The organism is Sphingomonas fuzhouensis, assembly GCF_034659795.1.
GTDB classification, from domain to species: Bacteria; Pseudomonadota; Alphaproteobacteria; order Sphingomonadales; family Sphingomonadaceae; genus Sphingomonas; species Sphingomonas fuzhouensis.
In genome coordinates, this window is record NZ_JAXSQY010000009.1 from 1 (window position 1) to 26,435 (window position 26,435).

At 66.1% G+C, this 26,435-nt stretch carries 19 protein-coding genes and 1 pseudogene; 10 read left to right on the forward strand and 10 right to left on the reverse strand.

Features of this window, described 5'->3' with window-relative positions; genetic code table 11:
* Nucleotides 1-202: 202 nt before the first annotated feature.
* A complete protein-coding gene (locus U1H82_RS16470) occupies nt 203-394 on the forward strand; it encodes a hypothetical protein (RefSeq protein WP_322966043.1) in 192 nt (63 codons plus the stop codon).
* 203 nt (nt 395-597) lie between these two features.
* On the opposite strand, the gene U1H82_RS16475 is transcribed toward U1H82_RS16470, so the two are convergent.
* From U1H82_RS16475 to U1H82_RS16485, 3 genes are all read right to left on the reverse strand, one after another.
* On the reverse strand, nt 598-3,183 hold the full coding sequence (locus tag U1H82_RS16475; protein WP_322966044.1) for a TonB-dependent receptor domain-containing protein: 2,586 nt from the start codon (nt 3,181-3,183) through the stop codon (nt 598-600).
* A 254-nt stretch (nt 3,184-3,437) separates the two neighbouring features.
* Nucleotides 3,438-4,610: a glycosyltransferase gene (locus U1H82_RS16480; RefSeq protein ID WP_322966045.1), complete on the reverse strand. Its 1,173-nt coding sequence runs from the start codon at nt 4,608-4,610 to the stop codon at nt 3,438-3,440.
* Nucleotides 4,611-4,959: 349 nt separating this feature from the next.
* Nucleotides 4,960-5,427 carry a hypothetical protein gene (locus tag U1H82_RS16485; protein WP_322966047.1) on the reverse strand — a complete coding sequence of 156 codons (468 nt, stop codon included), beginning with the start codon at nt 5,425-5,427 and terminating at the stop codon, nt 4,960-4,962.
* 132 nt (nt 5,428-5,559) lie between these two features.
* Between U1H82_RS16485 and U1H82_RS16490 the strand changes: the two genes are divergently transcribed.
* Nucleotides 5,560-7,149: a hypothetical protein gene (locus U1H82_RS16490; RefSeq protein WP_322966048.1), complete on the forward strand. Its 1,590-nt coding sequence runs from the start codon at nt 5,560-5,562 to the stop codon at nt 7,147-7,149.
* A gap of 47 nt (nt 7,150-7,196) precedes the next feature.
* On the opposite strand, the gene U1H82_RS16495 is transcribed toward U1H82_RS16490, so the two are convergent.
* Complete coding sequence (locus tag U1H82_RS16495) at nt 7,197-10,268, reverse strand: TonB-dependent receptor domain-containing protein (protein ID WP_322966049.1); 3,072 nt, start codon at nt 10,266-10,268, stop codon at nt 7,197-7,199.
* A 529-nt stretch (nt 10,269-10,797) separates the two neighbouring features.
* Between U1H82_RS16495 and U1H82_RS16500 the strand changes: the two genes are divergently transcribed.
* The 5 genes and pseudogenes from U1H82_RS16500 to U1H82_RS16520 all read left to right on the forward strand — a co-directional run.
* Complete coding sequence (locus U1H82_RS16500) at nt 10,798-12,366, forward strand: family 43 glycosylhydrolase (RefSeq protein WP_322966050.1); 1,569 nt, start codon at nt 10,798-10,800, stop codon at nt 12,364-12,366.
* A gap of 163 nt (nt 12,367-12,529) precedes the next feature.
* Nucleotides 12,530-15,361 carry a TonB-dependent receptor gene (locus U1H82_RS16505; protein WP_322966051.1) on the forward strand — a complete coding sequence of 944 codons (2,832 nt, stop codon included), beginning with the start codon at nt 12,530-12,532 and terminating at the stop codon, nt 15,359-15,361.
* 76 nt (nt 15,362-15,437) lie between these two features.
* Nucleotides 15,438-16,112, forward strand: a complete 675-nt coding sequence (locus tag U1H82_RS16510; protein ID WP_322966154.1) for a DUF6445 family protein — start codon at nt 15,438-15,440, stop codon at nt 16,110-16,112.
* The gene (locus tag U1H82_RS16515; RefSeq protein WP_322966052.1) at nt 16,109-17,617 is read left to right on the forward strand and encodes a tryptophan halogenase family protein; all 1,509 of its coding nucleotides are present in this window, start codon (nt 16,109-16,111) and stop codon (nt 17,615-17,617) included. Before U1H82_RS16510 ends, U1H82_RS16515 begins: the two co-directional genes overlap by 4 nt.
* Nucleotides 17,618-17,779: 162 nt before the next feature.
* Nucleotides 17,780-18,283, forward strand: a pseudogene (locus U1H82_RS16520) (Tn3 family transposase); the annotation flags it as partial.
* 132 nt (nt 18,284-18,415) lie between these two features.
* Here the strand turns inward: U1H82_RS16520 and U1H82_RS16525 are convergent.
* The 3 genes from U1H82_RS16525 to U1H82_RS16535 are packed head-to-tail and all read right to left on the reverse strand — an operon-like array spanning nt 18,416 to nt 20,911.
* On the reverse strand, nt 18,416-20,071 hold the full coding sequence (locus U1H82_RS16525; protein ID WP_322966053.1) for a type IV secretory system conjugative DNA transfer family protein: 1,656 nt from the start codon (nt 20,069-20,071) through the stop codon (nt 18,416-18,418).
* Between the two features lie 2 nt (nt 20,072-20,073).
* The gene (locus tag U1H82_RS16530; protein ID WP_322966054.1) at nt 20,074-20,337 is read right to left on the reverse strand and encodes a hypothetical protein; all 264 of its coding nucleotides are present in this window, start codon (nt 20,335-20,337) and stop codon (nt 20,074-20,076) included.
* Nucleotides 20,338-20,395: 58 nt separating this feature from the next.
* Nucleotides 20,396-20,911: a Ros/MucR family transcriptional regulator gene (locus U1H82_RS16535; protein ID WP_322966055.1), complete on the reverse strand. Its 516-nt coding sequence runs from the start codon at nt 20,909-20,911 to the stop codon at nt 20,396-20,398.
* A gap of 183 nt (nt 20,912-21,094) precedes the next feature.
* On the opposite strand from U1H82_RS16535, the gene U1H82_RS16540 reads away from it, so the two are divergent.
* Entirely contained in the window at nt 21,095-21,595 is a 501-nt protein-coding gene (locus U1H82_RS16540; RefSeq protein WP_322966056.1) for a GAF domain-containing protein, read from the forward strand.
* 14 nt (nt 21,596-21,609) lie between these two features.
* Here U1H82_RS16540 and U1H82_RS16545 read toward each other — a convergent pair whose 3' ends face one another.
* Genes U1H82_RS16545 through U1H82_RS16555 form a run of 3 tightly spaced genes read right to left on the reverse strand, consistent with a single transcriptional unit; the run spans nt 21,610 to nt 22,599 of the window.
* Nucleotides 21,610-21,831 (reverse strand): conjugal transfer protein TraD, encoded by a 222-nt coding sequence (locus U1H82_RS16545; protein ID WP_322966057.1) that lies wholly within the window; start codon nt 21,829-21,831, stop codon nt 21,610-21,612.
* Between the two features lie 13 nt (nt 21,832-21,844).
* On the reverse strand, nt 21,845-22,174 hold the full coding sequence (locus U1H82_RS16550; protein WP_322966058.1) for a conjugal transfer protein TraD: 330 nt from the start codon (nt 22,172-22,174) through the stop codon (nt 21,845-21,847).
* A 5-nt stretch (nt 22,175-22,179) separates the two neighbouring features.
* Nucleotides 22,180-22,599 (reverse strand): GNAT family acetyltransferase, encoded by a 420-nt coding sequence (locus U1H82_RS16555; protein ID WP_322966059.1) that lies wholly within the window; start codon nt 22,597-22,599, stop codon nt 22,180-22,182.
* Between the two features lie 144 nt (nt 22,600-22,743).
* Between U1H82_RS16555 and traA the strand changes: the two genes are divergently transcribed.
* Complete coding sequence (gene traA, locus U1H82_RS16560) at nt 22,744-25,599, forward strand: Ti-type conjugative transfer relaxase TraA (RefSeq protein WP_322966060.1); 2,856 nt, start codon at nt 22,744-22,746, stop codon at nt 25,597-25,599.
* 113 nt (nt 25,600-25,712) lie between these two features.
* The gene (locus U1H82_RS16565) at nt 25,713-26,408 is read left to right on the forward strand and encodes a DUF6118 family protein (RefSeq protein ID WP_322966062.1); all 696 of its coding nucleotides are present in this window, start codon (nt 25,713-25,715) and stop codon (nt 26,406-26,408) included.
* Nucleotides 26,409-26,435: the final 27 nt, after the last annotated feature.

Here is a 26,435-nt window from a genome sequence, read left to right on the forward strand (position 1 = left end):
CAATCGATACACCCCTCCCCTTCAGGGGAGGGGCAGGGGGTGGGGCGCTTCAACAAGCGCCGCGCCAATGGAGAGGCCCCACCCCAACCCCTCCCCTGAAGGGGAGGGGCGCAGCTTGGCTCATGCCCGGTTTTCCGTCAGCGGCAGATCCGAATCCGCTCCCAGCCGCGATATTCGGTCCAGCAGCGGTGATAGGGGCGGTATGGCCGATAAGGCCGGTATCCATAACCGGCATCGCGCCAGCCATAACCCCCACCATAACCACCCTCATACCCACCCCAGCGCGGCGGGGGAGGGGGCGGTGCGGGAGGCGGCGGTGGGGGCGGAGGTCCCCAACCCGGGGGCGGCGGAGGCGGGGGCGGGCCCCATTCCTGCGCACTGGCATTTGCACTGAAGCCCAGCGTTGCGATCGCGAGGCCGGCGACAATGATACGCGTCACCTTCATGACTGGTCCCTCCATGCCCATCACCGGGCATGACACAGGTTTATAACGGCCTGTGCTTCAGGAGGCTGAACGGGGTTGTTCTGTGGCGTTCAGGAAGGGCTCGCTCCCCTCCCCCGAAGGGGAGGGCTCGGGGGGAGGGGCTGGATTGTCCTCAGAACAATTTTCGCACCCCCAGCCGGATCGAGCGGCCGATCGGGTCGATATAGGCGGGCTGGAAACGGTTGGGCGTATTGCCGTTGCGGTCGGTGACGTTGATCCGGTCGTTGAGCAGATTCTCGACCGTGACGTTGACGTTCAGCCCCTTGGCCCAGGGCTTGTCGACGATCTTGTCGACCTTGACGAAGCTGTAGAGGACCAGCCAGGTCCGCCCCGAAAAGCGCAGGTCCGAGGCGGCGATGTCGCTGCGGATGCGGGTCGGGCCTTGGATGCGGCCATAGACCCCCAGGTTGAACACGCCATAGTTGAAATAGCCGTTCAGATCGACGTCCCAGCGCGGCCGCCCGCCGGTGCCGCTGAGCGTCGCGCCGTCGAGCAGGTCGAGGACCGGCCCCCCGGTCCGTAGCGTCAGCTGATCCTCCAGCCGGTAATTGGTGGTCGCCGAGAACCACAGCGAAGGCGGCCGCTTGGGCGGGCGGGGCGGGGGCGTGGTCTTGGGCGCCTTGGGATCGGGAGGCGGCGGGGGCGGCGGGGTCTTGCCCAGGGTCGTCTGGATATCGAAGGTCATGCGCAGCTTGCGCTCACGCTCGAACGCCAGGTTGACCGGGCGCAGGTCGACGCTGACCAGCTGGCCCAGCGCATCGCGCCGGAACAGGTCGGGAAAGACCCGCTGGAACGCCGGGGTCGCGCCGCCCAGCGAGGCGGCCTGATTGTCGATCCGCGTGTCGAGATAATCCAGGCTGAGCCGGATTTCCTTGTCCTTGATCGGGTTCACCGCGACGCCCAGCGTCGTGACCCGGCGCTTTTCGGGCGCGAGATCGGGATTGCCGCCCGAGATGGTGGTGATCAGCGTGCTGCGCCCGGTGACATAGTCGAAAAAGGGCGTGTTGGGCGTGGCCAGCACCGGCGCGACCAGTTGCGTCACGCCGGGCGCGGCCTGGGCGACATTGACCGAGGCGTTGAGCTGGACCGGGCGGAGCGGTGTCCAGTTCAGCCCCAGATTGGAGGTGCTGAGCCGCCCGAAGTCCGACACCTGTGACACCCCCGCCATGCCGCTCAGCTGCATCTCGCCCAGAAAGGCCAGCGAGCCTTCGCGCGCCGAGGCGATCGGCACGACGGCATTGACGCTGGCGCCGCGCGTGGTGCGGCCGATCCCGTCGGTCGCGAGCGCCAGATTGGTGCGCGCATCGCTGTCGATGCGGGCGTAGTCGGTGGTGACGGTCAGCATCGCATCGCCCGCGGGCAGACGGGCGACCGGGCCGTTGGCCGTCGCCTTGACCCCGATCGTGTCGGACACCGCCCGGCTGCGGTTCAGGTCGCGCCGCGCGGCGGTCACCGGGTCGCCACCTGGATTGATCGCGGCCATCGGGTCGCCGCCCGCATCGATCGACGCTTGGAGCGCGCCCAGCGGCACGCCGGTCTCCGAGGTGCTGCGCGACACCATCCGGTCGTACGTGCCGGTGATCGCCCAGGTCCAGCGGCGGACATCGCCGGTCAGCGTGCCCCCGCCATGCAGCGCCATGCTGGTCGTCCGCTGGTGCAGCACGCTGCCCGGCAGATAGCGATAAAGGAGCGTGTCATTGGCGAAGGGGAAATCTCCCAATCCGCCCGGCACGCGCAGCAGCGCGGGGGCCAGGCCGTTCAGCCCCTTGGTCTGGATCGCCTCCATCGACAGCATCAGCGATCCCGACACGGTCTTGCTGATCGGCGCGGCGAAGCCGACCTCGCTATGGATCGTATCGCTCAGCGGCTGGAGGGTGCGATAGGGGCCCAGATCGGTGACCCCGGCCGGGCTGTTCGCATAGGCGGCGAGCGAGCGGCGCGCGGCCGGATCGACCGGCACCCCCGCCAGCGTGACGTTTCGCCCCGCCAGCACATCGAGCCGGGGGTCCAGGCTGGCGCCGTTCACGCCGGTCACATTGCCGGTGGTCGCGAACAGCGTTTCGGGATCGGGGACGATATCGCGCTGGCTTTGCAGCACCGGGTCCTGCCGCATATGCGACACGTTGAAGGTCAGGCGGCGCGGCCCGTCGAGCCGGGCCGAGGTGACTTCGCCATATTTGGTGCCGCCCCCGCCGTCGGTCGCGACGCCGGGCAGGAGGAACACGGTGACCGCGCGGAATTTCTTCTTGGTGATGAAGTTCATCACCCGGACATTGGACGGATAGCCGAAGCGTGCCGCCTCCTGCTCGGGCAGCACCTCGACCTTCTCGATCGCCTCATTGGGCAGCGACTGGAACTCGGCGAACCCCGACACGCGCCGTCCGTTGAGCAGCATCACCGGCTCGCCCCCGCTCGACGAGCCGGTCAGCGACTTCACCTTCTTCAGCAGGTCGGTCAGATTGGTCGCGCCCAGCGCCTCCAGCGCCTGGGCGTCGAGCACCGCGACCGGCTCGACCGCGCCGATGACCGAGCCGGGGATACGCTTGCCGGTAACGGTGATGTCGGGTGGCAGGGCGTCGCTCTGCGGTGTTGCGGGGGGCGCCTCCTGCGCTGCCACCCCGATCGGTATCGTCAGTCCCAGGACGATCGCCATCCCCGCCGCGCCGCCCTTCAGGCGCGCGCTCCCCCCGTATCGCATCGTCCAGCCACTCCCATCGCCGACGTGAAGAATCTCAAATACTGTGGCAATCATGTCACAATTAAGGCTGAAAATCGGGCCGAGCGCCGTGTTTCGGCGGGGCCGGGGTGCCGCTTGCCGGGCCGGTGACCGGGAAGCCGCGTTGCTTCAGACGCTTACCGCTGCTGCGACGGGGCGCGGCCGATGCGCATTAAATAATCGGCCTATGGGCTGGCATGATGGTCGAGCGCGTCGGCTGACGCTGGCCCGGCGGATCACAAGGTCGGCAGGGCGGGCTCGGCAACCAGCGGAGCGGGCAGCGGCGCGGGGCGACGGTGCAGCACGCTGCGCATCACCCGGATATAATGGTCCGCACCGTGTTCGATGGTGAAGCGGCGCGCCTGGTGCAGGGTGCGGCGGGCATCCTGCGCCTGCGCCTGCGGCCGGGCGGCCGCGATCGCGGCGGCAAAGCCCGCTTCATCACCGACCGGGACCAGCGTGCCCAACGCGCCCTGCTGCAACAACGCGCCCATCGATCGGCTGCAATCGGTGGCGACGATGCCGATATTGGCCGCCAGTCCCTCCAGGATCACGGCAGGCACGCCCTCATAATGCGAGGACAGCAGCAGCGTGTCATAGCCGCCGAGCAGCGCGGCCGGATTGGTGACATAGCCGCGAAACGCGACCCGCCCGGCGATGCCCAGCGACACGGCCAGCGCCTCCAGCGCCGCGCGCTCGGGCCCTTCGCCGAACAGGGTCAGTGTGTCGTCGGGCGCGCTGCCCCGCGCGAAACCGCGCAGCATCAGCGCCAGGTTCTTCTGCGGCGCGAGCCGCGCGATGGTGACGAAGCGGCGTCCCGGTCCCTTCGGCCGCGCGGCCACGGGCGCACGAAGCGCCATGATCTGCGCCTCCGACAAAGCCGGATCGGGGATGATCGCGACGCGCGCAGGGGACACGCCGATTCCCTGCACGATCTCGGCGCGCATCGGCTTTTCCATGCCGACGAAATGGTCGATCGCCAGCCCCTGGATACGCAGCCAGATGCGGTAGAAGAACCGATAGAACCACGACGCATCGGCGCGGTCGAGATTGTTGCTGATCTTCGCGATGATCGGCGGACAGTCGCGACCCAGCACCAGCTTCAGCATCACCGCGACAAAGGCATAGGTGTTGCCCGCACAGAACAGCACGTCCGGCCGGATCGTCCGCACCGCGCGCGGCAGGGTGGCGACCATCCAGATCGTCTCCCAATGCGCGATGCCCGGCCAGCGGCGCCGCGGCGTGACGAAATCGAGCCCCGCCCCGACATCCTCGGCCATCGCGCCATCGGTCCGCCCCAGGAACAACGGCGCATCGATCCCGCTCGCCCGCCAGCGATGGACGAGGCGCAGCGCGATCCGCTCGACCCCGCCGGGTTCGAAGCTGTGCAGGAAGGTCAGGACGCGCAAAATGCCGTGCGCCCTGCTCGATACTGATATCGCCCGGAATTCCCGCCCATGATGCGCCCCGATAGCATGACCGGCGGGGAAAACGATACCCTATCGTGACGTATTCGTTATGACTGTGGGGGGCGTTCCGCCTTCGATAGGCTTGGAAAAATCGATTGGCCATACCCCGCCCCGCCATCCTTCCGCCCATGGCCGGCATCGACTAGCTTCGGGAGTTTCCCCAATAAGCTCTTGAAGCTGCCCTGCACGCCCGCCGTATCGATGCAGAAGTCGCAGACTTGCGCGGGCACAAGCTGCCCGACCACGGTTACTGTCGACAAGTTCAAGCTCGTTGCCAATGGCGGCAGCATCACCCTCCAGCGGGTTGCGGTCGCAAGCCACCGGACCAAGCCGTATCGCTGATACTCACCAACAGCGTCTGTGCGTGGGGGAACAGGTCGCGTTCCTCATGAGCCAGAATCTCGGCAAGGTCGGCCGTGATCGATTTGAGCGACCGCCCATAGCCCTGCCAGTCGTCTTGGATCGCGCTGGTCGACCATTTCGAGATATGCGCCGAGAAGACGAGCCGGAGTTCCCGCGTCCTGTCCGCGATGCCCGCATAGGCGGGTATGCGCGATGTCATCTTGTGTCGTTGCAGGGGTTCGTGGATTTCGGCCGTTTCGCTCGCCATGTTGACCGACACCGCCCTGGCGAGTTTCAGTCGGGCATTGGCAATATGCGGTAGCGATTCCGCGGATGGCCGATCGACCAGATCGACCAGTTCCTGGATGGCGGTCATGATCGCATGATGCTGCTGTTTGAGAAGAATGACGTTCACTCGCAAATCAATCCCCCTCGCCGGCCTGCTCGATCCGAATCGCGGTATTACGGGAAAGGTAAAAATTCGTTGCGGCACGTCTCTGGCAAATTGACGCGGGATCGGCAGAAGAGGTGGAAGGATCGGGATCTCATGCATATCCCGCCCGCCTGTTTCCCCTTGCCTTTGCCCGCAAAGCGACCCACCCGCGCGTCGCATGAGCAAGGGACAGGGGCAAAGCGGGCGGATGGGCAGGGCGGCGTCCTGCTGCTGCTGCTGCTAGTCGCGCTGGTGGTGCGGGCGCGGACGTTCGGCAATCCGGTAATCGGGTTCGACGAGCAATTCTATCTGCTGGTCGGCGACCGCATGCTCCACGGGGCATGGCCCTATATCGATATCTTCGACCGCAAGCCGATCGGGCTGTTCCTGCTCTATGCGGGGGCGCGGTGGCTCGGCGGGCTCTTCGGGGGGGACGGGTTCCTCGCCTATAAGCTGGTCGCGACCGGCTTCGTCATCGCCACCGCCTTCGGGATTCAGCGGGTGGCGCGGGGCTTTGCCGGGGCGGGCGCGGGCGTGGTCGCGGCGATCCTCTATATCCTCTGGCTGAACCTGATGGAGGGGGAGGGGGGCCAGTCCCCGGTCTTCTACAATGCGCTGATGCTGGTCGCCGGAGCCGCAGTCCTGCGCGAGGTCGAGCGGCGGGGGCGGCTGTTTGCGTCCGGCGCGGTCGCGATGGGCGCGGTGGGGATCGCACTCCAGATCAAATATTCGGCGCTGCCCGAGGGGTTCGTCTTCGGCTGTATCCTGCTCTGGCTGGGCTGGCGCGCGCGGGTGCCGGTGGTGCGGCTGGCGGGCATGGCCTTGGTCTGGGTGGTGCTGGCGCTGCTGCCCACGCTGATCGCGTTCGGAACCTATGCGGCGATGGGGCAGGGGCAGGCCTGGCTTTTCGCCAATTTCGTCTCGGTCGGCGGGCAGGCGGCGCGGCCGCTGGCCGACGAGCTGGCGGGGCTGGCGGCGTGCATCGGCATCTTGGCGCCGCTGGTGCTGGTGATCGGCTTCGGGCGGCCGTGGAAACATGTCCCGGCCGAGCGGCGGGCCGGGTTTCGCTTCCTGCTTGTCTGGCTGGCGGTGACGGCGGTCGCGGTGCTGCTCTATGGCCGGTTCGGCAGCCCGCATTATGCGCTGCCCATCACCCTGCCCGCCATGCTGGTCGCCGCACCCGCGCTCGCCCGCTGGCACCGCGCCGGGATCGCCGCCTTCGTGCTGACGATCGCCGCAGCCGGGCAGATCGTGCTGCACTTGAGTGAGCGGACCAAAGGCGGCGCGGCCGAAGCGCAGGCCGTCGCCCAGGCGGCGACCCCGGCGCGCGGCTGTCTCTATGTCTATGACGGCTATCCGGCGCTCTACATGCTGACGCATAGCTGCCTGCCGTCGAAATGGGTGTTCCCCGGCCATCTTGATACGCAGGACGAGGCGAGCCGGGAGGCCATCGGCGTCGATCCGGTCACCGAGATTCGCCGCATCCTGGCCACGCGGCCGGGGGCGATCGTCGACGACTATCCGCGTTTTGCGTTCGGCAACCGCGCGACGCGGGCCGTGCTGCGGGACGTACTGGCGCGCGACTATCACCTCGCCGCCTGTATCCCCACCGGGCCGAGCCGGGTGCGGCTGGTCTATCGGCCGGGGGCGGGCAGGGTGCCGGACCACTGCCCGAGCGCAACCGCGCTGGCGCTGCGCCCATGAAAAATCCCCGCCGGCATGGCCGACGGGGATAGGCATTTCAGGTCGGATCAGAAGTTCGTCGTGACCGAGAACTGAATGTACCGGCCATAGATGTCGTAGAAATTGACCGGCGAATTCTGCCACCCGTTGATCGAATAGGTCAGAGCCCCGCCCCGCGCCGGGATGATCGGCGGGTCCTTGTCGAGCAGGTTGTTGATCGTCACGCCCAGCGTCATCCGCTTGGCGATGTTCACGTTCGCCGCCAGGTCGAAATAGCTGTAATTGGGGATGCGGGCGAACGTCGTCTGGGCCTGCGTCCGCAGCGTGCCGCTCTCGGTGGCCGAGATATAGCGCCAGTTCAGCGAGAGCTGGAACAGCCCCTCCGCACCCGTGAAGGTGCCGCGCAGATTGTGGCGCCACTTCGGAATGGGGTTACCCACGCCGTCGCCGAAATAGCCGACAGTGCCCGACTGGTTGGCGACCGACGCCGCGCTGGTGACGAGACCGCCGTTGAAGTCGGTGGCGAAGGTGCCCGAGGCGACCGGCAGGTCGTAATGCGCCTGGAAGTCATAGCCGGTCGTGCCGGTCTGGTTGGGCACGTTGAGCACCATCGAGCTGACGAACCCGGAATTCGGGTTGTTGATGCTGCCGAACAGCTTGCCCTGGCCGTTGCGCACGAACTGCTGACACGAGATCTTGTTCAGCTCGGTCGGGTCCTTGGCATAGCCGAGGCAGTTGGCGTAGACGCTGTCCTGGTCCAGTTCGACGATCTGGTTGGTGTAGCGGATCTCATAATGATCCACCGAGAAGCTGAACCGCGGCAGGAAGCGCGGGGTCAGCACCAGGCCGTAGGTCAGGGTATTGGCGGTTTGCGGCCCCAGCTTGGGATCGACCGCGCCGAAGCGGTAGATACAGCCCTCCTGCGGGCAGTTCAGGTCGGCGCTGCCATAGGTCGATGGCTGGAAACCGGGCTGCAGTGCGCAGATTTCCTTGCTGGCGACCGGGGCACCCCCATTCGGATTGGCGCCGCAGGGGTCGCGGAAGTTGATGTTGCGGCCGTAATTGATGTTCGACGTCGCCTCGAAGACATTGGGTGCGCGCGAGGCGAAGTTGCGTGCCACGCGGAACCGGATATCGCGCGTGGGCGCCCAGGTGCCCTCCAGCTTCCAGGTGCTGAAGAAAGTGCGCGACGAGGTGCTGTAGTTCGACGCGCGATACCCGCCGCTGAAGCCCAGCAAATGGGTCCAGGACTTGTCCTGCACCAAGGGCAGCTGGATTTCGGTCGCCAGTTCCTTGGCCGTCTGCGTCCCCCGTGCCGAGGAGGAGGGGTTGGGCGTGTTCTGGATGATGCTGTTATAGGCGGCGCTGGTGAAGTTGTTGGCGATGTCACGCCGGATTTCGGCACCGAAGCTGACCTGCATGCCGTCGGTCGCGAGCGGCGAGCGGATGCCGTAATGGCCCAGATCGCCGCTGATATTGGCCTGACCGTCCAGGAAATAGCGGACGTTGCGGGTCGGCCCGTTCGGCGCCCATTGGAAGATGTAGTTATAGGAGGCGCGATCGCTGTTCCCGCCCTGGAAGATGTCGAGGGGCACGCAGTTCGGATCGGTGCCGTTGACCTTCGACACGCAGGTCGGCACGCCGTTCACGTTGACGACGTTCAGCGCCTTGGCGATGTTGTCGAGCGAGGGGTCCCAGTTGCGGTTGATCGAACTCTTGATCAGCGCCTTGGCCCAGACGCCACCGACGTCATAATGCCAGGCCCCGCCGAAATCGCCGCGCACGCCCAGGGCCGCCCGGTTGTAGAATTGCTGATAATCGATGGTCTGGGTCGGCAGCTTCGCGAAGCGATAGCCGAAGTCGATCGGCACGGTCGCCGAGGTGCCCGCGGCCGCACCGCACAGGGTCTGCGCCTGCTGCGCCGACATCAGCGGGTTGTTGCAGTTCAGCTGATACCCGCCATCGCGCGCCTGGATCGGCGCGGTCGCCGGGCTGTAGGTGCCCTGGCTGCGGTTCTTGGTGTACATATAGCTGCCGTACAGCTCGGCCCAGTCCGTCGCCTTGAACGATAGGAAGCTGCCCGCATTGTACCGTTCGTTGCCGCGCAGCATCTGATAGCTGCTGTCCATCCGGTTCTGGCGGTCGGTCGTCGCGTCCTGGGTGTTATTGAAGGGCCGCAAAACGCGGCTGCCGTCGCGTGCGTTGGTGAACAGCGCGCCGTCGCTGAGCCGGCGGATGACGCCGTTGGGCGAATAGAGCGTGGTGTCGCAGCTCAGCGCGCCATCGACGCTCGCCTGGAGCAGGTGGCAGGCCTGGGTCGAGCGCGACGTGTAGGGCAGGTTGTCGGTGTGGCGATAGCTGAAATAGCCCGACAGCGACAGCCGGTCGTCGAACAGGCGCGTGCCTGCCGTGACGTTGATGGTCGCGCGCCCGCCGTCATTGGTCATGCCCAGCGGATAGGCGAAGCCGAATGCTTGGGCGGTGTCGGTCACGATGTTGCGGCGGTTGAGGTGGTTGAAGAAGCCGTAATTGGCGTCGACCTGCACCCCTTCGAAATTCTTCTTCAGGACGAAATTGACCACGCCGGTCAGCGCGTCGGGGCCATAGACGGCCGCGGCACCACCGGTCAGGATATCGACCCGCTGAATGAGCGCGGGCGGAATGGTATTGATGTCGGCGGAGACCTGACCGCCCAGGCGCATGCCGTCGAGCAGGATCAGCGCCGCGCCGCCCGAACCACCGATATTGCGCAGGTTGATGCGCCCGGTGCCATTGCCTTCGTCATCGGCCTGCGGGGCATAGGGTACGACCTGCGGCATGCGGTTCAGCACGTCTTCGACGTTCACCGCACCGCTCAGCTTGATCTCCTGCGCGGAGACCGCCTGGATCGGCGCGGCCGAGGCGAGGTTGGGATTGACGATGCGCGAGCCGGTGACGACGACATCGCCCGATGCCGTATCGCCGTCCTGGATCGTGTCGCGGTCATCCGACCGGATATCCTCACGCTCGGCGTTCTTGCGGCTCTCGCTCTTGGCGGTGTTCGAGGCATTGGTGCTGGACTGTTCCGACTGTGCAGCGGCCGGAACGGCGCAGAGCGCTACCATCGCGCTCGTCGCGAACAGGAAACCTATATTCTTCATGAAACCCCCCTTTTCGTGATGATCACGCCCCCGCGATTTCACCGTATCTCTTTTTGATTCTGTCGTTTTTTGATGATCGATCGAATATCGGCGAAGGCGTCTGGCGATATCGGCCAAAAATGCCAGGCCCGCTTTGAACAGCAGGTCCCGGACCTTGCGCCGTTATCACCGGTGATCATGCTTGCAGAATGATTTGGGGGTTTCAATGGTATCCTACCATTGCCCCACAGGTCCGCCATGACAGCCTATATTCGACTCTTGTTACATTTCATATTCTTAGGCGAGGAAACGGGATTTCCAGGCGATTAAAAAAATATGAATGCGTTATATCTCATTGAATAATAGACAAATTGGTATGACTTTATTGTCATTGGTCATACCAGCTGGGCCAGCAGCGGGTTTTATCCTGTGTTCCCGGTATCTTGTAGGCCGCAAAGCTTCGTTCACGCCTCCTGCGGAAGCAGCGATGTCACATGGGTAACCGTATACGATATCGACAAGCGCGACGGGGGCGGTCAGGATCGCCGCCATGATCCCGCTGATCCTCCTCGCTGCCCAGCTCGCCCCGGAAACTGTGCCCTCCGAAACCATACATAGCCGGGGCAATCCGATCCTGGCCGATGGGCGTTCCTATTCCACCGATCCGGCACCTTTGGTCGATGGCGATACGCTCTGGATATTAGCCGGGCGCGACGAGGCACCGGACGGCGTCAACGACTTCATCATGAACGAATGGCAGTTGCTCTCGACCAAGAGCCCCGCCAGCGGCATGTGGCAGCATTATCCCGCCATCGCCCGGCCCGAGGCCGTGTTCGCCTGGGCCGAGCCGGGCCGCGCCTATGCCGGTCAGATCGTGAAGGGGCGGGACGGGCGCTTCTATCTCTATGCGCCGGTGCTCCAGCGGGGCGGCGAGGCGAAGGACCGGTTCGCGATCGGCGTGGCGGTGTCCGACCGGCCGACCGGGCCATGGCGCGATGCGCATCCCTCCGGCCCGATCATCTCGCAGAGTGTGCCGGTCGCCAACGACATCCAGAATATCGATCCGACCGTGCTGATCGATGATGACGGGCGTATCTACATTTATTGGGGCACCTTCGGGCGGCTGCGCGCAATGGAGCTGGCCTCCGACATGGTCACGCCCAAGGGGCCCGAGCAGGTCGTGACCGGTGCGACCGGTTTCTTCGAGGCGCCTTGGGCAATGAAGCGGCGCGGCACCTATTATCTGCTCTATGCCGCCAACAATGCCGGGCCGGACAGCCCCTGCACCCCGACCCTCTATCATGCGTGCCAGGCCTATGCCTCCGCGCCGACGCCGATGGGGCCCTGGACCTATCGCGGCGTGGTGCTGCGGCCGGTCTCGTCGACCACCTCCCATGCCGGTGCGGTGGAGTATAAGGGCCGCTGGTACCTGACCTATCACACCGCCGATGCCAAGGGCGGGGGGCATTTCCGCCGCTCGGTCGCGATCGATCCGATGGCGTGGGACGACAGCGTCTCGCCGCCCGCCATCCGCCCCGTGACGCCGACCAGAGCGCCGGCGCCACGCCCCGCGCCGACCCGCAACGTCGCGCGAACCGCCTGGGCCACCGCCTCCAACGCGCCTGGCCCGGTGCAATATTGGATCGCCGCGTTGAACGACGGCGTGGTGCGGACCAGCCCGCTGCCGCCCGATATGTGGGGCAACTGGACCAAGGCCAATCCGGCCAGCGCCTGGCTCGAATATCGCTGGCCCAGGCCCGTCACGCTGAACGCCGCGCGCATTCGCTTCTTCGCCGACCATCCCGCAGGTGCCGACGAAGGCGTCGCCCCGCCCGCCGCCTGGCATCTGGAATATTGGGGCCAAGGGCGCTGGCGACGGATCGCAGGCACCTATCCCACGGGCACGGACGGATTCCAGGAGGTGCGCTTCCTCACCGTCACCACCCGCTGCCTGCGCGCGGTGCTGGAGGCGTCGGGGTCAGGGGGGCGCCATGCGGGACTTGCGGTGGAGGAGTGGGAGGCGTTGTCGCCCCGGCCGATTGCTATCACGCCGCGACCGACCGAGGCCCCTGCTGGCTGCTCCGGCGATGGACACCTGCCTTTATCATCCGACAACTGATTTCATCCCTGATAGCAGGGATTCCCTCGTGATTTCTTCCCTGCCCATTGGCTTGGGCCTAACGTCACGTCCTTAGAAACATGACCGATTTGTCATTTGTCTAACAATATAAATCTATACCATGGGCCCCTCAAGCCAACGCGATTGGTACGAAAGGGGAGCGATGATGAAAGAATATTACGCGCGTTTCTTGTGTGGCGCCTCGGTCGCGGCACTGTCGATCGGCGCTTGCGGAACTGCCGAGGCACAGACCGCCAGCCCGCCCGTCCAGGCGACCGGTAACGTCACCGCCGATCAGGCCGCGCAAGGCACGGCCAGCGACCAGGACATCGTCGTCACCGGCGTCCGCGAATCCCTCCGCTCGGCCCAGGCGATCAAGCGCAACGCCAACCAGATCGTCGACTCGGTCAATGCGCAGGATATCGGCAAGCTGCCCGACGCCAACACCGTCGAGGCGCTCCAGCGCATCACCGGCATCCAGATCCAGCGCCGCTATGGCGAGGGCGCGACCGATTTCGACCATCGCACCACCCCCGCCATCACCGTGCGCGGCCTGACCCAGGTCAGCAACTTCATCGACGGGCGCGCCGCCATCTCGGCCTCGGGCGGCCGCACCCTCGACCTGGAGGCGATCCCGCCCGAACTGCTGGCGGGCATCGACGTCTACAAGAACCCGCCCGCCAGCACGATCGAGGGCGATATCGCGGGCGTGGTCAATATCCGCACCCGCCTGCCCTTCGACCAGCCGGGCCAGCTCATCAGCGCGACGCTGAAGGGCAATTATTACGACCGCGCCGACAAGTTCGGCGGATCGGGCTCTGCGCTCTACAGCAACCGCTTCCAGACCGGCATCGGCGAGATGGGCTTCCTGCTCAACGCCAGCTATGCGCGCAGCTCGTACCGGCAGGACGCGATCCTGATCGGCGCCTTCGGTCCCATCCCCTCGGGCATCACCATCCCCGGCGCCCCCGCCAATGCGCAAGTGCCTTATGGCGAGCAGATTTACGACGATGGCGGCGACCGCAAGCGCATCGGCCTGGCGGGCGCCTGGCAGTGGCAGGCGGCGGACAATCTGCTGATCACGGCGCAGGCGCTCTATTCGCGCTACACCTTCTACCGCCAGGGCAAGTACTTCTATTACAATAATAACGGCAACACGGTCACGACGCCGCTCAACGGTGCGGCCTTCACCTTCGACAAGGCGGGCTATGCGACCTCGGGCTCGCTGGCCAATCAGGTGTTCGAGTCCGCGCGCTTCGACCAGGACCTGACCAACACCACCGGCAATTACACGCTCAACGCCAAATGGGACGTGTCCGATCGGCTGCACGCGACCTTCGACGGCCAGTATCTGAAGTCCAGCTACAATGCCGATCGCAACGGCTTCGTCATCTCGCTCTACGACCAGACCGGGCAGACGCCGTACAACGCCAAGAACCAGAGCATCGTCGATTTCGACCTGCGCGGATCGCGGCCCGTCTGGAATGTCCAGAATCCGGCGCTGCTGTCCGATCCGAACAACTATGCCTTCACCTATATGGCGGATGCGATCACGCGGAACGACGCCGACCAGCTCGCGCTGAAATACGATCTGGAATATGATGTCGAGGGCGGCTTCCTCCAGAAGCTGCGCGGGGGGCTTCGCTATTCGGACAGCACCATCGACCTGCGCGGCACCTGGAACGGCTTCTGCCTGTTGCCGTCGGGGCCGAACCCGAGCTGCTCGTCCCCGGCGGGCCTGCCCTTCGTCCGGGTCTCGCAATTCCCCGAGCTGGCGATGAAGGGGCCGACGCCCAACTTCTTCGACGGCCGCACCCTGACCGGCGGTATCCTCTATCCCAGCTTCGAGCCCGGCAATTCGCTCTGGGACAGCCTGACCAAGACCGAGGCGAAGTTCGGCGCGACGCCCAAGACCCGCTTCTCGCCCGGCGACCTGAACCACCAGACCGAACGCACGCTCGCCGCCTATATCGCGGCGGATTACGAAGGCGTGCTGGGGGGCGTGAAGATCGACGGCAATGCCGGGGTTCGGCTGGTCCGCACCGATACGGGCTCTGCGGGCACCATCTTCAACAATGACGGCACCCAGGCGCCGATCGATGTCGAGCGCCGCTATATCAAGGCGCTGCCCAGCTTCAACATCCGCGCGCACCTGACCGATACGCTCCAGACGCGCTTCGCCTTCTCGAAATCCTTCGCCCGGCCCAATTTCGACCAGATGGCGACCAACGTCACGCTCAACAATCCGACCGAGCGGACCTTCATCGTGCGCGACAGCAACAACAACATCATCGCGCAATATCCGACCGGGGGTTCGGGCAATCCCTATCTCCGTCCGATCACCTCGGACAATTACGACGTGACGGCAGAATGGTATTTCGCGCCGACCGGGTCCTTCACCATCGGCGGCTTCTACAAGAAGGTCGACGGCTTCCTGGCGGGCGGCACCACCTTCCAGACTTTCAACGGCATCACCTATGCGATCGGCACGACGGTCAACACCGGCAAGGGCACGGTGAAGGGCTTCGAGGCGGCGTATCAGCAGTTCTTCGACTTCCTGCCGGGACCGCTCAGCGGGCTGGGGGTGCAGGCCAATTACACCTATGTCGACAGCAGCGTGACCAACCCGTTCGCAACCGCAGGGTCGAACATCCCGACGACGGTGCCGCTGGAGAAGCTGTCCAAGCACAGCTACAATCTGGTCGGCCTGTACGAGAAGGGGCCGATCACCGGCCGTCTGGCCTGGAGCTGGCGCGGCAAATATTTCGACACCACGCAAGGTAGCGGCGCGAACGGCATTCCGCAGTTCCAGAAGCCCTATGCCTCGCTCGATGCGTCGGTCAGCTATAATCTGAACACGCATATCGCGGTGTCGCTGGACGCGGTGAACCTGACCAACCGCATGAACCTGACGTACATCGGCACGATGAGCCAGCCGTTGCAGTACACGCTGAACGACCGGCGCTTCGGCTTCTCGCTGCGCGCCACCTATTGACCGGGTCCGATGGGGTCGTGAGGACGACCCCATCGGTTTCGATCGAACCCGATGATGGAGTAGAGCCACGCCCCGGATCACCCTCCGCCATGTCGGCCAGGAGCAGGAGCCGGTCGTCGTCATCGATGACGCGACCAGTCTGCTGGGGCCGTTGCGGGGCCTTGCGGCGAAGGCGGGTTTCGCGCCCGCCGCCACGGTCGACAGCCATTATCCCGGCCTGCTTGCGCCTGCGCCGGTCGCCTATCTCGACGGGCTGGTCCGCTTTGCGCTCCCGCTGATCGCGGCGCATTTCGGCACCGGCCCCGTGGTGCCCGCCCGCGCGCGCGGCAATTTCTCGCTGGTCACGACCCCACCCAACGAACTCTCCCCCGACCAGCGCGTGCCGCATGTCGACGCGGCCGACCGGATGCAGTTTGCCGGGGTCCATTATCTGTCCGAGCACCCGGCAGGCACCGGCTTTTTCCGCCACCGCGCCACCGGGTATGAGACGATCGATGCCGAGCGCTTGCCCGTCTATCGCCAGCATCTCGACGCCGAGTTGGCGGGGCTTAGGCAAGGCGGTTACGTCACCGGCGACCACGATCATTTCACCGCGATCGATCGGGTGGAGGCACAGCCCGACCGGCTGATCCTCTACCGCGCCGCTTTGCTCCATAGCGGCCTGATTGATGCGCTTCCGCCCCATGCCGAGGACCCGTCTCGCGGGCGGCTGACGGGCAATCTCTTCCTCCAGTGCCGGACCGCCGCATGACCCCCGACGCCCCCTTGCGCAGCATCGCGATCATCGGCGGAGGGACCGCGGGCTGGATGGCGGCCGCCGCGCTCGCCCGCGTACTGGGGCCGCAGGGACCGACGATCACGCTGGTCGAGTCGGAAGAGATCGGCACGATCGGCGTCGGCGAGGCGACGATCCCGCCCATCCAGGCGTTCAACGCGCTACTCGGTATCGACGAGAACGAGTTCGTCCGCGCGACGGGCGGCACCTTCAAGCTGGGCATCGAGTTCGTCGACTGGTGGCAGCGGGGGCAACGCTATTTCCACCCCTTCGGTGTCTATGGCCTCGATGCGGGCGCGGTGCCGTTCGAGGCGCTGTGGCGGCGCCTGCACCAGGCGGGCGAGGCCGAGCCGCTCGCCGCCTATTCGATCTGCACCGCCGCGGCGATGGCCGGGCGCTTCGGCCGCCCCCAGCCGGGCAATACGCCGCTCGCGCAGATCGGCTATGCCTTTCACTTCGACGCGACGCTCTATGCCGCCTTCCTGCGCCGCCATGCCGAGGGGGCAGGCGTGGCCCGCATCGAGGGGAGGGTGGTCGAGGTCGGCCTGCACCCCGAAACCGGCATTATCGAGCACGTAACGCTGGCCGACGGCGGGCAGCTGTCGGCCGACCTGTTCATCGACTGCTCGGGCTTCCGCTCGCTGCTGCTGGGGCAGGCGCTGGGCACGGGGTTCGAGGATTGGGGCCACTGGCTGCCCAACGACCGCGCCGTCGCGGTGCCGAGCGCCGTCACGGGGCCTCCCGCCCCCTATACCCGCTCGACCGCCAGGCTCGCAGGCTGGCAATGGCGCATCCCGCTCCAGCACCGCATCGGCAACGGCCATGTCTATGCGAGCGGGCATATCTCCGACGACGAAGCCGTCGCGACCTTGCTCGACGGGCTGGACGGCGAGGCACTGGTCGATCCCCGCCTGCTGCGTTTTCAGACGGGCAGGCGCGATGCCTTCTGGGTGCGCAACTGCGTAGCCCTCGGCCTGGCGAGCGGCTTCATGGAGCCGCTGGAGTCGACCAGCATCCACCTGGTCCAGGCCGGGATCGCCCGGCTGCTGGAAATGCTGCCCACCCGCACCTTCGAGGCGGCCGATATCCGCCGCTACAACCGCCTGATGATCGCCGAGTTCGAGAGTATCCGCGACTTCCTGATCCTGCACTTCCACGCCAACGCCCGCGACGACACCGCCTATTGGCGCGACCTGGCCGCCATGCCGATTCCCGACACCCTGGCCGAACGCATCGCCATCTACCGCCGCACGGGGCGCGTGTACCGGGAAGCCGACGACCTGTTCACCCGCACCAGCTGGCTGGCGGTGATGGACGGCCAGGGGATGAAGGCGGAGGGTTTCGACCCGATCGCCCTAGGGGTGCCTCTGGAGGCTGGGCGGGCACGGTTAGGCCGGATCGCGGAGGTGACGCGGGCGGCGGTGCAGCATTTGCCGGCGCATGGGGAATTCATCGCGCGGCATTGCGGGGGCGCGGAGTAATATATTCCCTCGCAACTTCATTGCCCGGATCACCGCCGATCGAGGCGAGCACTTCTTCGGGACCCCCGTGCAGGATATGCCTCAGACAGGCGTCTTTTCTCGATATTGCAATCTCTCAAACACGTCGGGAATTGGCATGACGCAGAGTGAAAGGTGGGCTTCCGCGCCGGCACCGTCCGGGCTTCGGTGATGCTGCGCAAGCTCGCCGTCTATCCGCGCCAGAACCCCGTCGCCCGCGCCTTGCGTGAAATCGGGCGGGTCGAGCGCTCACTGTCCATGCTCGACTGGCTTGACGATGCCGATCTGCGTCGGCGCACCAACGCCAGCCTCAACAACGGCGAGGCCCGCAACGCGCTCGCTCGCGCCATCTTCTTCAACCGGCTCGGCGAACTGCGCGACCGTACCTTCGAGGATCAGCGACACCGCGCCTCCGGCCTCAACCTCATCGTCTCGGCCATCATCCTGTGGAACACCGTCTATCTCGACCGCGCGGCCCGCCACCTGCGCGAGCGCGGCATCGACGTGCCCGACACCCTGCTCGCTCATGTCGCCCGGCTGGGCTGGGAGCACATCAGCCTTACCGGCGACTATCTGTGGAGCGAGATCGACAAACCCTGCGAACGGTTCAGGCCACTGCGAACCACGGGATCAGCCATCAGCCCTTAGGATACGTTTGGAGAGACATTCTGCGATGACCCCGTCTTGCTCATTCCCGATGCTCCTACTCACATGTGAGAGCCGCCGGAAAACCCAGGACGCTTCACCCAGAACCTTGCCCTTCGCCTTGGGTGTGTACGATCACGCCGGATCGAAGCGTCCGGCGAACTCACGATCGGCATAGTAGCGCAGCTTGGCCGCGATCACCGGCCGCTGCCCGGCGAGGAACAGGAGCTGACGATCGGGGGCAAGTGTGCGGACTTCATCAGGGGTGAGGAGGGGGCGGCCGACATGCTGCTGCCCGAACGTGATCCCGGACCCTTGCGCATCGAGCGCGCGGCTCATCGTCTCGAACACCACCGTCTCCTGCCCCAACAGGTCGGAGACGAGCTGCGCGCTCTGCTGGTCGTTGACCCCAAAGACCTGGAGGACGCCTGCATTGGACAGGAAGGTGCCGGCGCGCTTGCCGTAAAGTGCCTGGAGCTGGTGGATGTCCTGCACGATCGGCCAGAGCTGGATGCCGTAGCCCGCCATCAGCCCCATCGCGCGTTCGACGGGTTCGAGATGGCCCAGCGCGGCAAACTCGTCGAGCAGGAACAGCACCGGCCAGGGCGGACGGCCCGGAGCGCGGGCCAGCTCGGTCAGTCCTTGCGCCACCATCAGGCGCAGCCAGCGCGCATAGGTGTCGAGCCGGTCGGGCGGCAGCACCAGGAAAATGGTCGCAGGCCGTTCCTTGAGGTCGGCGAAGCCGAAATCCGAAGCCCCGAGCGTCGCCGTCATGCGAGGGCTGTCGAGAAAGTGGGTATGGCGCTGCGCTGACGACAGCACGCCGGCGGCCTCGCGATCAGCTTTACCGAGCTGGCGGTTGGCGGCGCGCGCAACCAGGCCACCGGCGGCCTGCATCCGCGCGAGAAGGTCCGAGAACGCGGCCGGCGCGAGCGTCAGGTGATCGCGCAGCGTCGCCAGCGTGCGGGTGGCGGTGGGTTCGCTGGCGACGATGTGCATGAGCAAGCCGGCGATCAGCGCCTTGGCTTCCTCGTTCCAATGCGCTTCGCCTTGCTCGTTGTGAGCGTCATGGACCAGCGCATCGGCGAGCGTCATGCAGTCGTCGGCGACGTCGAGGCCGTCAGGGTCGATGCGGTCGAGCGGATTACAGGCGGCCGGGGCCAGGCCTGTGATCCCGAACGGGTCGAGGACATGGACCGGGCCGAAGCGCCTGCGCTGGCGGGCGGCGATGCGGGCGTTCTCGCCCTTGGGATCGATGCAGACGCAGGCGAAGGGATAGTCGAGGAGGTTCGGGATGATCGTGCCGACGCCCTTGCCGCTGCGGGTGGGTGCGATCGTCAGCAGATGGGCAGGGCCGGGATAGCGCAGCAGCTTGCCGGACTTGCGGTCGCGACCGATCAACAGGCCGGCGCTGCCGGTCAGATCACGTGCCTCGGCGTCTGTTGCGAAACGGGCCGAGCCATGCGTGTCGGCACCATCCGGACCGCCATAGTGCAGGATGAGCGGCTGGAAGAGCGCGCGCAGCGGCACCAGCAGGATCGCGAGCAGGACGAGGCCTGAGATGACGCCGTGGAGCATGGGATAGCGGTAAAGACCGAAATACCAGACCAGCCCGTCCGAGCCGAGGATGAGGACGACCGCAACGACGATCGTCAGCACCAGGACGCCGAACAGGTGCCTGGCGAAGCGGAAGGGGGCGAAGATAAGGCTCTGGATCGCCCAGACGGGATTTTGCCGAGCGATGCGGGCCAGGTTGCGCGACGCGCGGCCGAGCTGGCGGACCCACTCCATGCTCAGGTCGCCTGGAACAGGGTGAGGCGGTGGATGCCAGGCATGGCGGCGACGTCGGCCTCGATGGCAGCGACCTCTTCCAGGCGGTCGCTCGGCCAGTCGCGCGACACGCTGACCGCGCCTGCGTCGGTTTCGATCTCGATGAGGCGGGTCTGAGGCAGAAGGTCGAGCAGGCGCACCAGCCTGTCGTGGAGTTCGGGGGTGATATGGCGGCTACCGGGGCCGACCGTCAGGAGCTGCCACGAGCGCGATACGATCTCAGCCATGTCGTCCTCCATCGGGAGCCTGCCCGATGGCAGGCTCCGTGCCGGCTATGTCCTTCGGTCAGCTCTCCGGCGTCAGCGCCTCACGGGCAGACGCGAGCGCGGCCTTGCCGGTCTTGCGCACGGTTTTCACGGTTCCCTCGACCGCCTTGGCCACTTTCTGCCCGGGCTTGCGGCCGAGACCGATCTTCTTGGCCATGGTCCGGCGTGCTTCCGAATAGCTCTCCGCGACCATCGGATAATCGGCCTTGAGGTTGTAGCGGGCGCGATACTCTTCCGGCGTCAGCCCATGGGTGGCCAGGTGGCGGCGCAGCGTCTTATAGGGCTTGCCGTCGATCATCGAGACGATGTGGTCCTTCGATGCCAGCGACTTACGGACCGAGACGGCAGGTGCATAGTCTTGCGGGGCTTCCTCGACCGCCGGCGCGTCGGCGGTGCCGGCAAGGCGCGAGACAGCGCCGTGCATCGAGGTGAGAAACGCCGGCACGTCATCGGCGGTGGTGCGGGTATTGGGATTGCCGAGCCATGCGATGGTCAGTTCGCTGGCAAGGGTCACGGTGTCGATATTGTCGCTCATGGGGTCTCCTGAAGGAATGGGATGGATCATATGGGCGGATGTACTTGCGATCGTCAGGCGCGTCGATTGCCTAAAGGCCGACTTAGACACCTGTTATTCTGAGCGATCCGCCATGGCGCGACATCGAACGACGATATTAAGCTTTGCCTATTACCCGCCATGCCGGAAAATTCGGATCAGGACATGGACGGCAGACACGACGAAGAGGGACGCCTGACGGCGTTGAAGGGCTATGGCGTTCTCGACACACCCAACGAGGTGCAGTTCGATGCGATCGTGCGCGATGCCGCCAGGACGTTGCGCACGCCGATCGCGCTCATCTCGCTGATCGACGAGAACCGGCAATGGTTCAAGGCCAGGGTCGGCTTGGCGCCGGCCGAGACGCCGCGGTCGATTTCGTTCTGCACGCATGCGATCCACGGCAACGAGACGATGATCGTGAACGATGCGATGCAGGACGATCGGTTTGCGACCAATCCGCTCGTCACCGGCGATGTCGGCATTCGCTTCTACGCCGGTGCTCCGCTCAGAACCGAGGACGGCAAGCGGATCGGAACGCTCTGCGTCATTGACACCAAGGCGCATCCCGATGGTTTGAGGGAGCGGGATCGCGCGGCTCTGGAGAGCCTGGCGCGTCGCACCATGCAGGCATTGGAACTGAGCCGGACCAAACAGGCGGGATAGGGGCAAGGTCGCGGTCAGGTCTGCGTCTCCGATGCATCGGCATCGAAGGCGCGTTTGCCGCGTCGCTTCCAGAGGGCAAGCGTGTCGCCGGCACCCTCGCTCCGCGCCTTGCCGACCAGCTCCAGCAGCGCACCGTAGATGGTGGCGCGATCGTCGTCGGCGAGATCGACCAGGCCGGCCTTCTGGACGAGGCCGCCCAGCTCGATGAGGTGGCGGGTGCGTGTCCGGCGATCCACGACCCAGCCCCGCCTATCCGTGCGACGCCGCGCCGTTTCCAGACGCCGGATCGCCTGGCGGTTGCGGCGCTGCATCGCTGCGGTTGCGGCCAGGCTGTCGTGCAGTTTTGCGCCCGCTTCGCTGAAAGAAGGCGCCGCCCCTCGCACGCCACGCCTCCTTCGCCTGGGCGTCATCGCAAGCGACCGCATCGAGCAGCACGCCGGCGAGCGTTTCGAGATCGAGCGCATCGGCGCCGGTCGAGGTGACGAGCTGGCCGAGCTGTTCGACGCGGCGGGCCTTCAGCGCGCGGGCGCGCTCCTCGAGCGCTTTGAGCTCCGCATCATAATCACGCACTTTGCGCATGAGCGTTACGTCCTCCCATCCAGTCTCTTACCCAGGGTCGCGACGGGTTGGCGTTCGAAGCCCAGGCGTTCGTAGAAGCCGAGTGCGGCGAGGTTGGTGTCACGCACCATGAGCTGTAGTTTCGGTGCGCTCCGATCACGCAGCCAAGTCTCTGCGGCTGCCATCATCGCGCGACCATAGCCACGCCGCTGAAGGGCAGGATCGACCGCGAGGTAATAGACCCATCCCCGGTGCCCGTCGAAGCCGACCATGATGCTGGCGACGATCGCGGATCCTTCGCGACCGACCAGCACGACGGCATCGGCGGTGCGGCGTGCATGGGCAATGTCCGCAAAGGGATCATTCCAGGGACGGGTGAGGTCGCAGCGTTGCCACAGTTCGACAACGGAGCCGGTTTCCATGTCGATCAGCTCGCCAATCTCCATAGCCGCGCATTCTACCGCACAGGCAAGAGCAGGCAACACAAATCATAAGCGACTGGCAGTCAATCAGAGGAGCGCAGCGGATCATGAGTGCGCGCTTATACGTCGTTGCCGACATGCGCTCAGAAGAGTAGAAGAAGAGACGCGATGGCGATCTACCATTTCAGCGCCAAGGTCATCAGCCGGGCCAAAGGCTCCAGCGCCGTTGCATCCGCCGCCTATCGCTCGGCCAGCGAACTGTTCGATGAGCGGCTTGGGCGGCATCACGATTTCTCCAACAAAGCCAATGTGATCCACTCCGAGGTGCTGTTGCCCGAGTGTGCGCCGGCGCGATTGAGGGATCGCACGATGCTGTGGAACGAGGTGGAGGCAGGCGAGAAGCGCAAGGACGCGCAGCTCGCCCGCGAGATCGAGTTTGCGATCCCGCGCGAGATGAACCGCGAAGAGGGCATCCGGCTCGCGCGCGACTTCGTGGCCCGCGAGTTCGTGAACCGAGGCATGGTGGCTGACCTTAGCGTCCATTGGGACCGGGCGGAGGATGGCAGTCCCAAGCCGCACGCGCATGTCATGCTGGCAATGCGCGATGTCGGCCCCGACGGGTTCGGCAAGAAGCAGCGCGACTGGAACGGCACCGAGCTGTTGCAGCACTGGCGCGAGGCGTGGAGCGCGCATGTCAACGAGCGGCTGGTCGCGCTGGGGATCGATGCGCGGATCGATCATCGCTCCTATGCCGATCAGGGCATTGCGCTGGAGCCGCAGCACAAGATCGGACCGGCCGCATCGAGGCGGCCGGGGCAGGGCCTGGAAGCCGAGCGGATCGAGGATCATGCGCGCATTGCGTGGGAGAACGGCGACAGGATCATCGCGGATCCGCGCGTCGCGCTGGACGCGATCACGCGCACCCAGGCGACCTTCACCACCCGCGACCTGGCGGTGTTCGCGTTCCGGCATTCGGACGGCAAGGAGCAGTATGACCGAGTCATGGCGGCGACCAAGGGCTCGCCCGAGCTGGTGGCGCTGGGCCGGGACGGGCGCGGCGACGAGCGCTTCACCAGCCGCGAGATGATCGCGACCGAGGCGCGGCTGGAGCGCGCCGGCGATCGGCTCGCCAATGGGCGGCACCATTTCGTCGGTGCATCGCATGTCGTTCGCGCGCTGGAGGGCGCGGAGGGGAGGGGGCTGACGCTGTCGGGCGAGCAGCGTGACGCACTGGGGCGGATCACGAAGCGCGACGGTCTGGCCTCGGTCATCGGCTATGCCGGCACCGGCAAGTCAGCGATGCTGGGCGTTGCCCGGGACGCATGGGAGAGCGCCGGCTATACGGTGCGCGGGGCGGCTCTGTCGGGGATCGCGGCGGAAAATCTGGAGGCAGGATCGGGGATCAGCTCGCGCACGATCGCCAGTCTCGAACATGCGTGGGCGCGGGATCGCGACCAGCTTGGGCCGAAGGACGTTCTGGTCGTCGACGAGGCGGGTATGATCGGCACGCGGCAGATGGAGCGGCTGTTGACCGCTGCTACCCAGGCCGGCGCCAAAGTGGTGCTGGTCGGCGATCCCGAGCAGCTTCAGGCGATCGAGGCGGGTGCGGCGTTCCGGTCGATCGCGGAAGCGCACGGTGCGGCCGAGATCACCGAGATCCGCCGACAGCGGACGGACTGGCAGCGCGATGCGACGCGCTGGCTGGCCACGGGGCGCACGGATCAAGCGATCCGCGCCTATCGCGATCATGATATGGTGCGCAGCGCCGACACGCGCGAGGCGGCGCGCGCGGCGCTGGTGGAGGACTGGGACCGGCAACGCCAGGCCGAGCCGGGCGCTACGCGGATGATTCTCACCCATACCAACGCGGAGGTGCGCTCGCTCAACGAGGAGGCGCGCGCACGGATGCGGGCGAGCGGCCACCTCGGGCAGGATGTGGGTGTCCAGGCGGACCGCGGAGAGCGGCAGTTTGCGAGCGGCGACCGCATCATGTTCCTGCGCAACGAGCGTGGGCTGGGGGTGAAGAACGGCACGCTCGGCATGGTTGAGGCGGTATCGCCCGGCCGGATGGCGGTGCGGCTCGACGACGGGCGCCATGTCGGCTTCGACCTGAAGGACTATGCCGCGATCGATCACGGCTATGCCGCCACGATCCATAAGTCGCAGGGTGTGACGGTCGATCGGACGCATGTGCTGGTGACGCCGGGGATGGACCGGCACGCCGCCTATGTCGCCTTGTCGCGGCACCGGGACGGCGTGCAGCTCCACTATGGTCGCGACGACTTCGCCTCTGACGCGAAGCTTGCCGCGGTGCTGTCGCGGGATCGGGCAAAGGACATGGCGGCCGACTATGCCGTCGATCCCGACGCCGCGGCTCGTGCTTTCGCGGACAGACGCGAGATCCGTTTGCCGGAGCGGGTGCGCGAGATCGTGCGGACGGTCGAGGCGAAGGCTAGGAGCATGTTCGCCGGGTTCCGGCCGAAGGCGCCCGAGACCGACCGTGTAACCGAAAGCACGAACCGGCCGGATCTGGAGGTGGCGATCCGGCGCTATGCGCGGGCCGCGGTCAAGGCAGCCGAGATGCAGCGCAAGGGATTGCCGGTGCTGCCGCATCAGATGACGGCGATGGAGCGCGCCGGTGAGGCGCTCAACACGATACGTGAGCAGGGCACACGCGATCTCGTCGTCGCGTTCCAGCGTGATCCGAGGCTGGTGCATGAGGCCGCGTCCGGGAACACGCGCGGTGCCGTCTGGGCAATGGCCGAGGAGGCGCGGGTCCGTGGCGATCCCTACAGTCGCGCGGAGCGGTTCATGGAGCGCTGGCGGGCGTTGGAGGCCGAAGGTGGTGGTGGCAGTGGCCGCATCGCCAGCGTCAGGGCCGACATGATCGACGGACTGCGGCACGATCCGGCGCTCCGCGCAGCGCTTGAGCGGCATGCGCCCGAGCTGGGGCTGGATCGCGGGCACCAGATCGAAAGGGTGCGTATGCGTGATCGCCAGCAGGATCGCGGGTTCGAGCGATAAAAAAAGGCCGCCCTGATGGACGGCCGCAAAGTTTTTAGGAGAGGATGCCTGAAAGGTAGGGTCTTTGTGCAGCGCAGCATCGTCGGTTGCAAGTGCAAAAAGGGCAGGCGTGAATGACGCAAGACAACGACATGGATGGAGCGACGCAGGCGTTTGAGCACCTTCGCGGCGAGGTTACGCTGCTCCGCCGTGCCGTCGAACGCCTGGCGGCCGAACGGGGCGATGATGCCCACGCCCCGGACTATTCCGAAACGCTGGGCGTCATCGCCAATAACATCACCGCCGTGGCGCAACGCGTCGATGTGCTGGTGAAGAGCCCTGCGCTATCGCTCCCGCCCGAGGAGATCGGCCGGCAGATCATGGCGGCCGGCTTCGACGCGCGGCGGGAGGATCACCGCCTGTTCACCGCAGCGAAGCAGGGGATGGACGAGGTGGCGGCCAAGCTTCGTTATCAGCTGGATTCGCACGTCATGGCGGGCGAGCAGCAGCGCCGGCTGCGGCAGATGGGACTGGCCGGGGTTGCAGCGGGCATGGTGTTGTGGGCGGCCCTTGCCGGCCCGATCGCGCGCAGCTTCCCGGCGAGCTGGCTGTTGCCGGAGCGGATGGCGGCGCGATCGTTGCGACTGCCTATGTGGGAGGCCGGGCAGCGGCTGATGCGGGCAGGGGATGCGACCGGGTTCGCCAGCTTAGTGGCGGCCGACCGGCTGGTGGCTACGAACCGTGAAGCATTGGAGGTATGTCGTGGTCAGGCGGCCAAGACGAAGAAGGCGGTGCGCTGCACGATCGAAGTGGGAGGGGGTGAACCGTGATGCCGGCAAGACGCGCGAGGCCAAAGG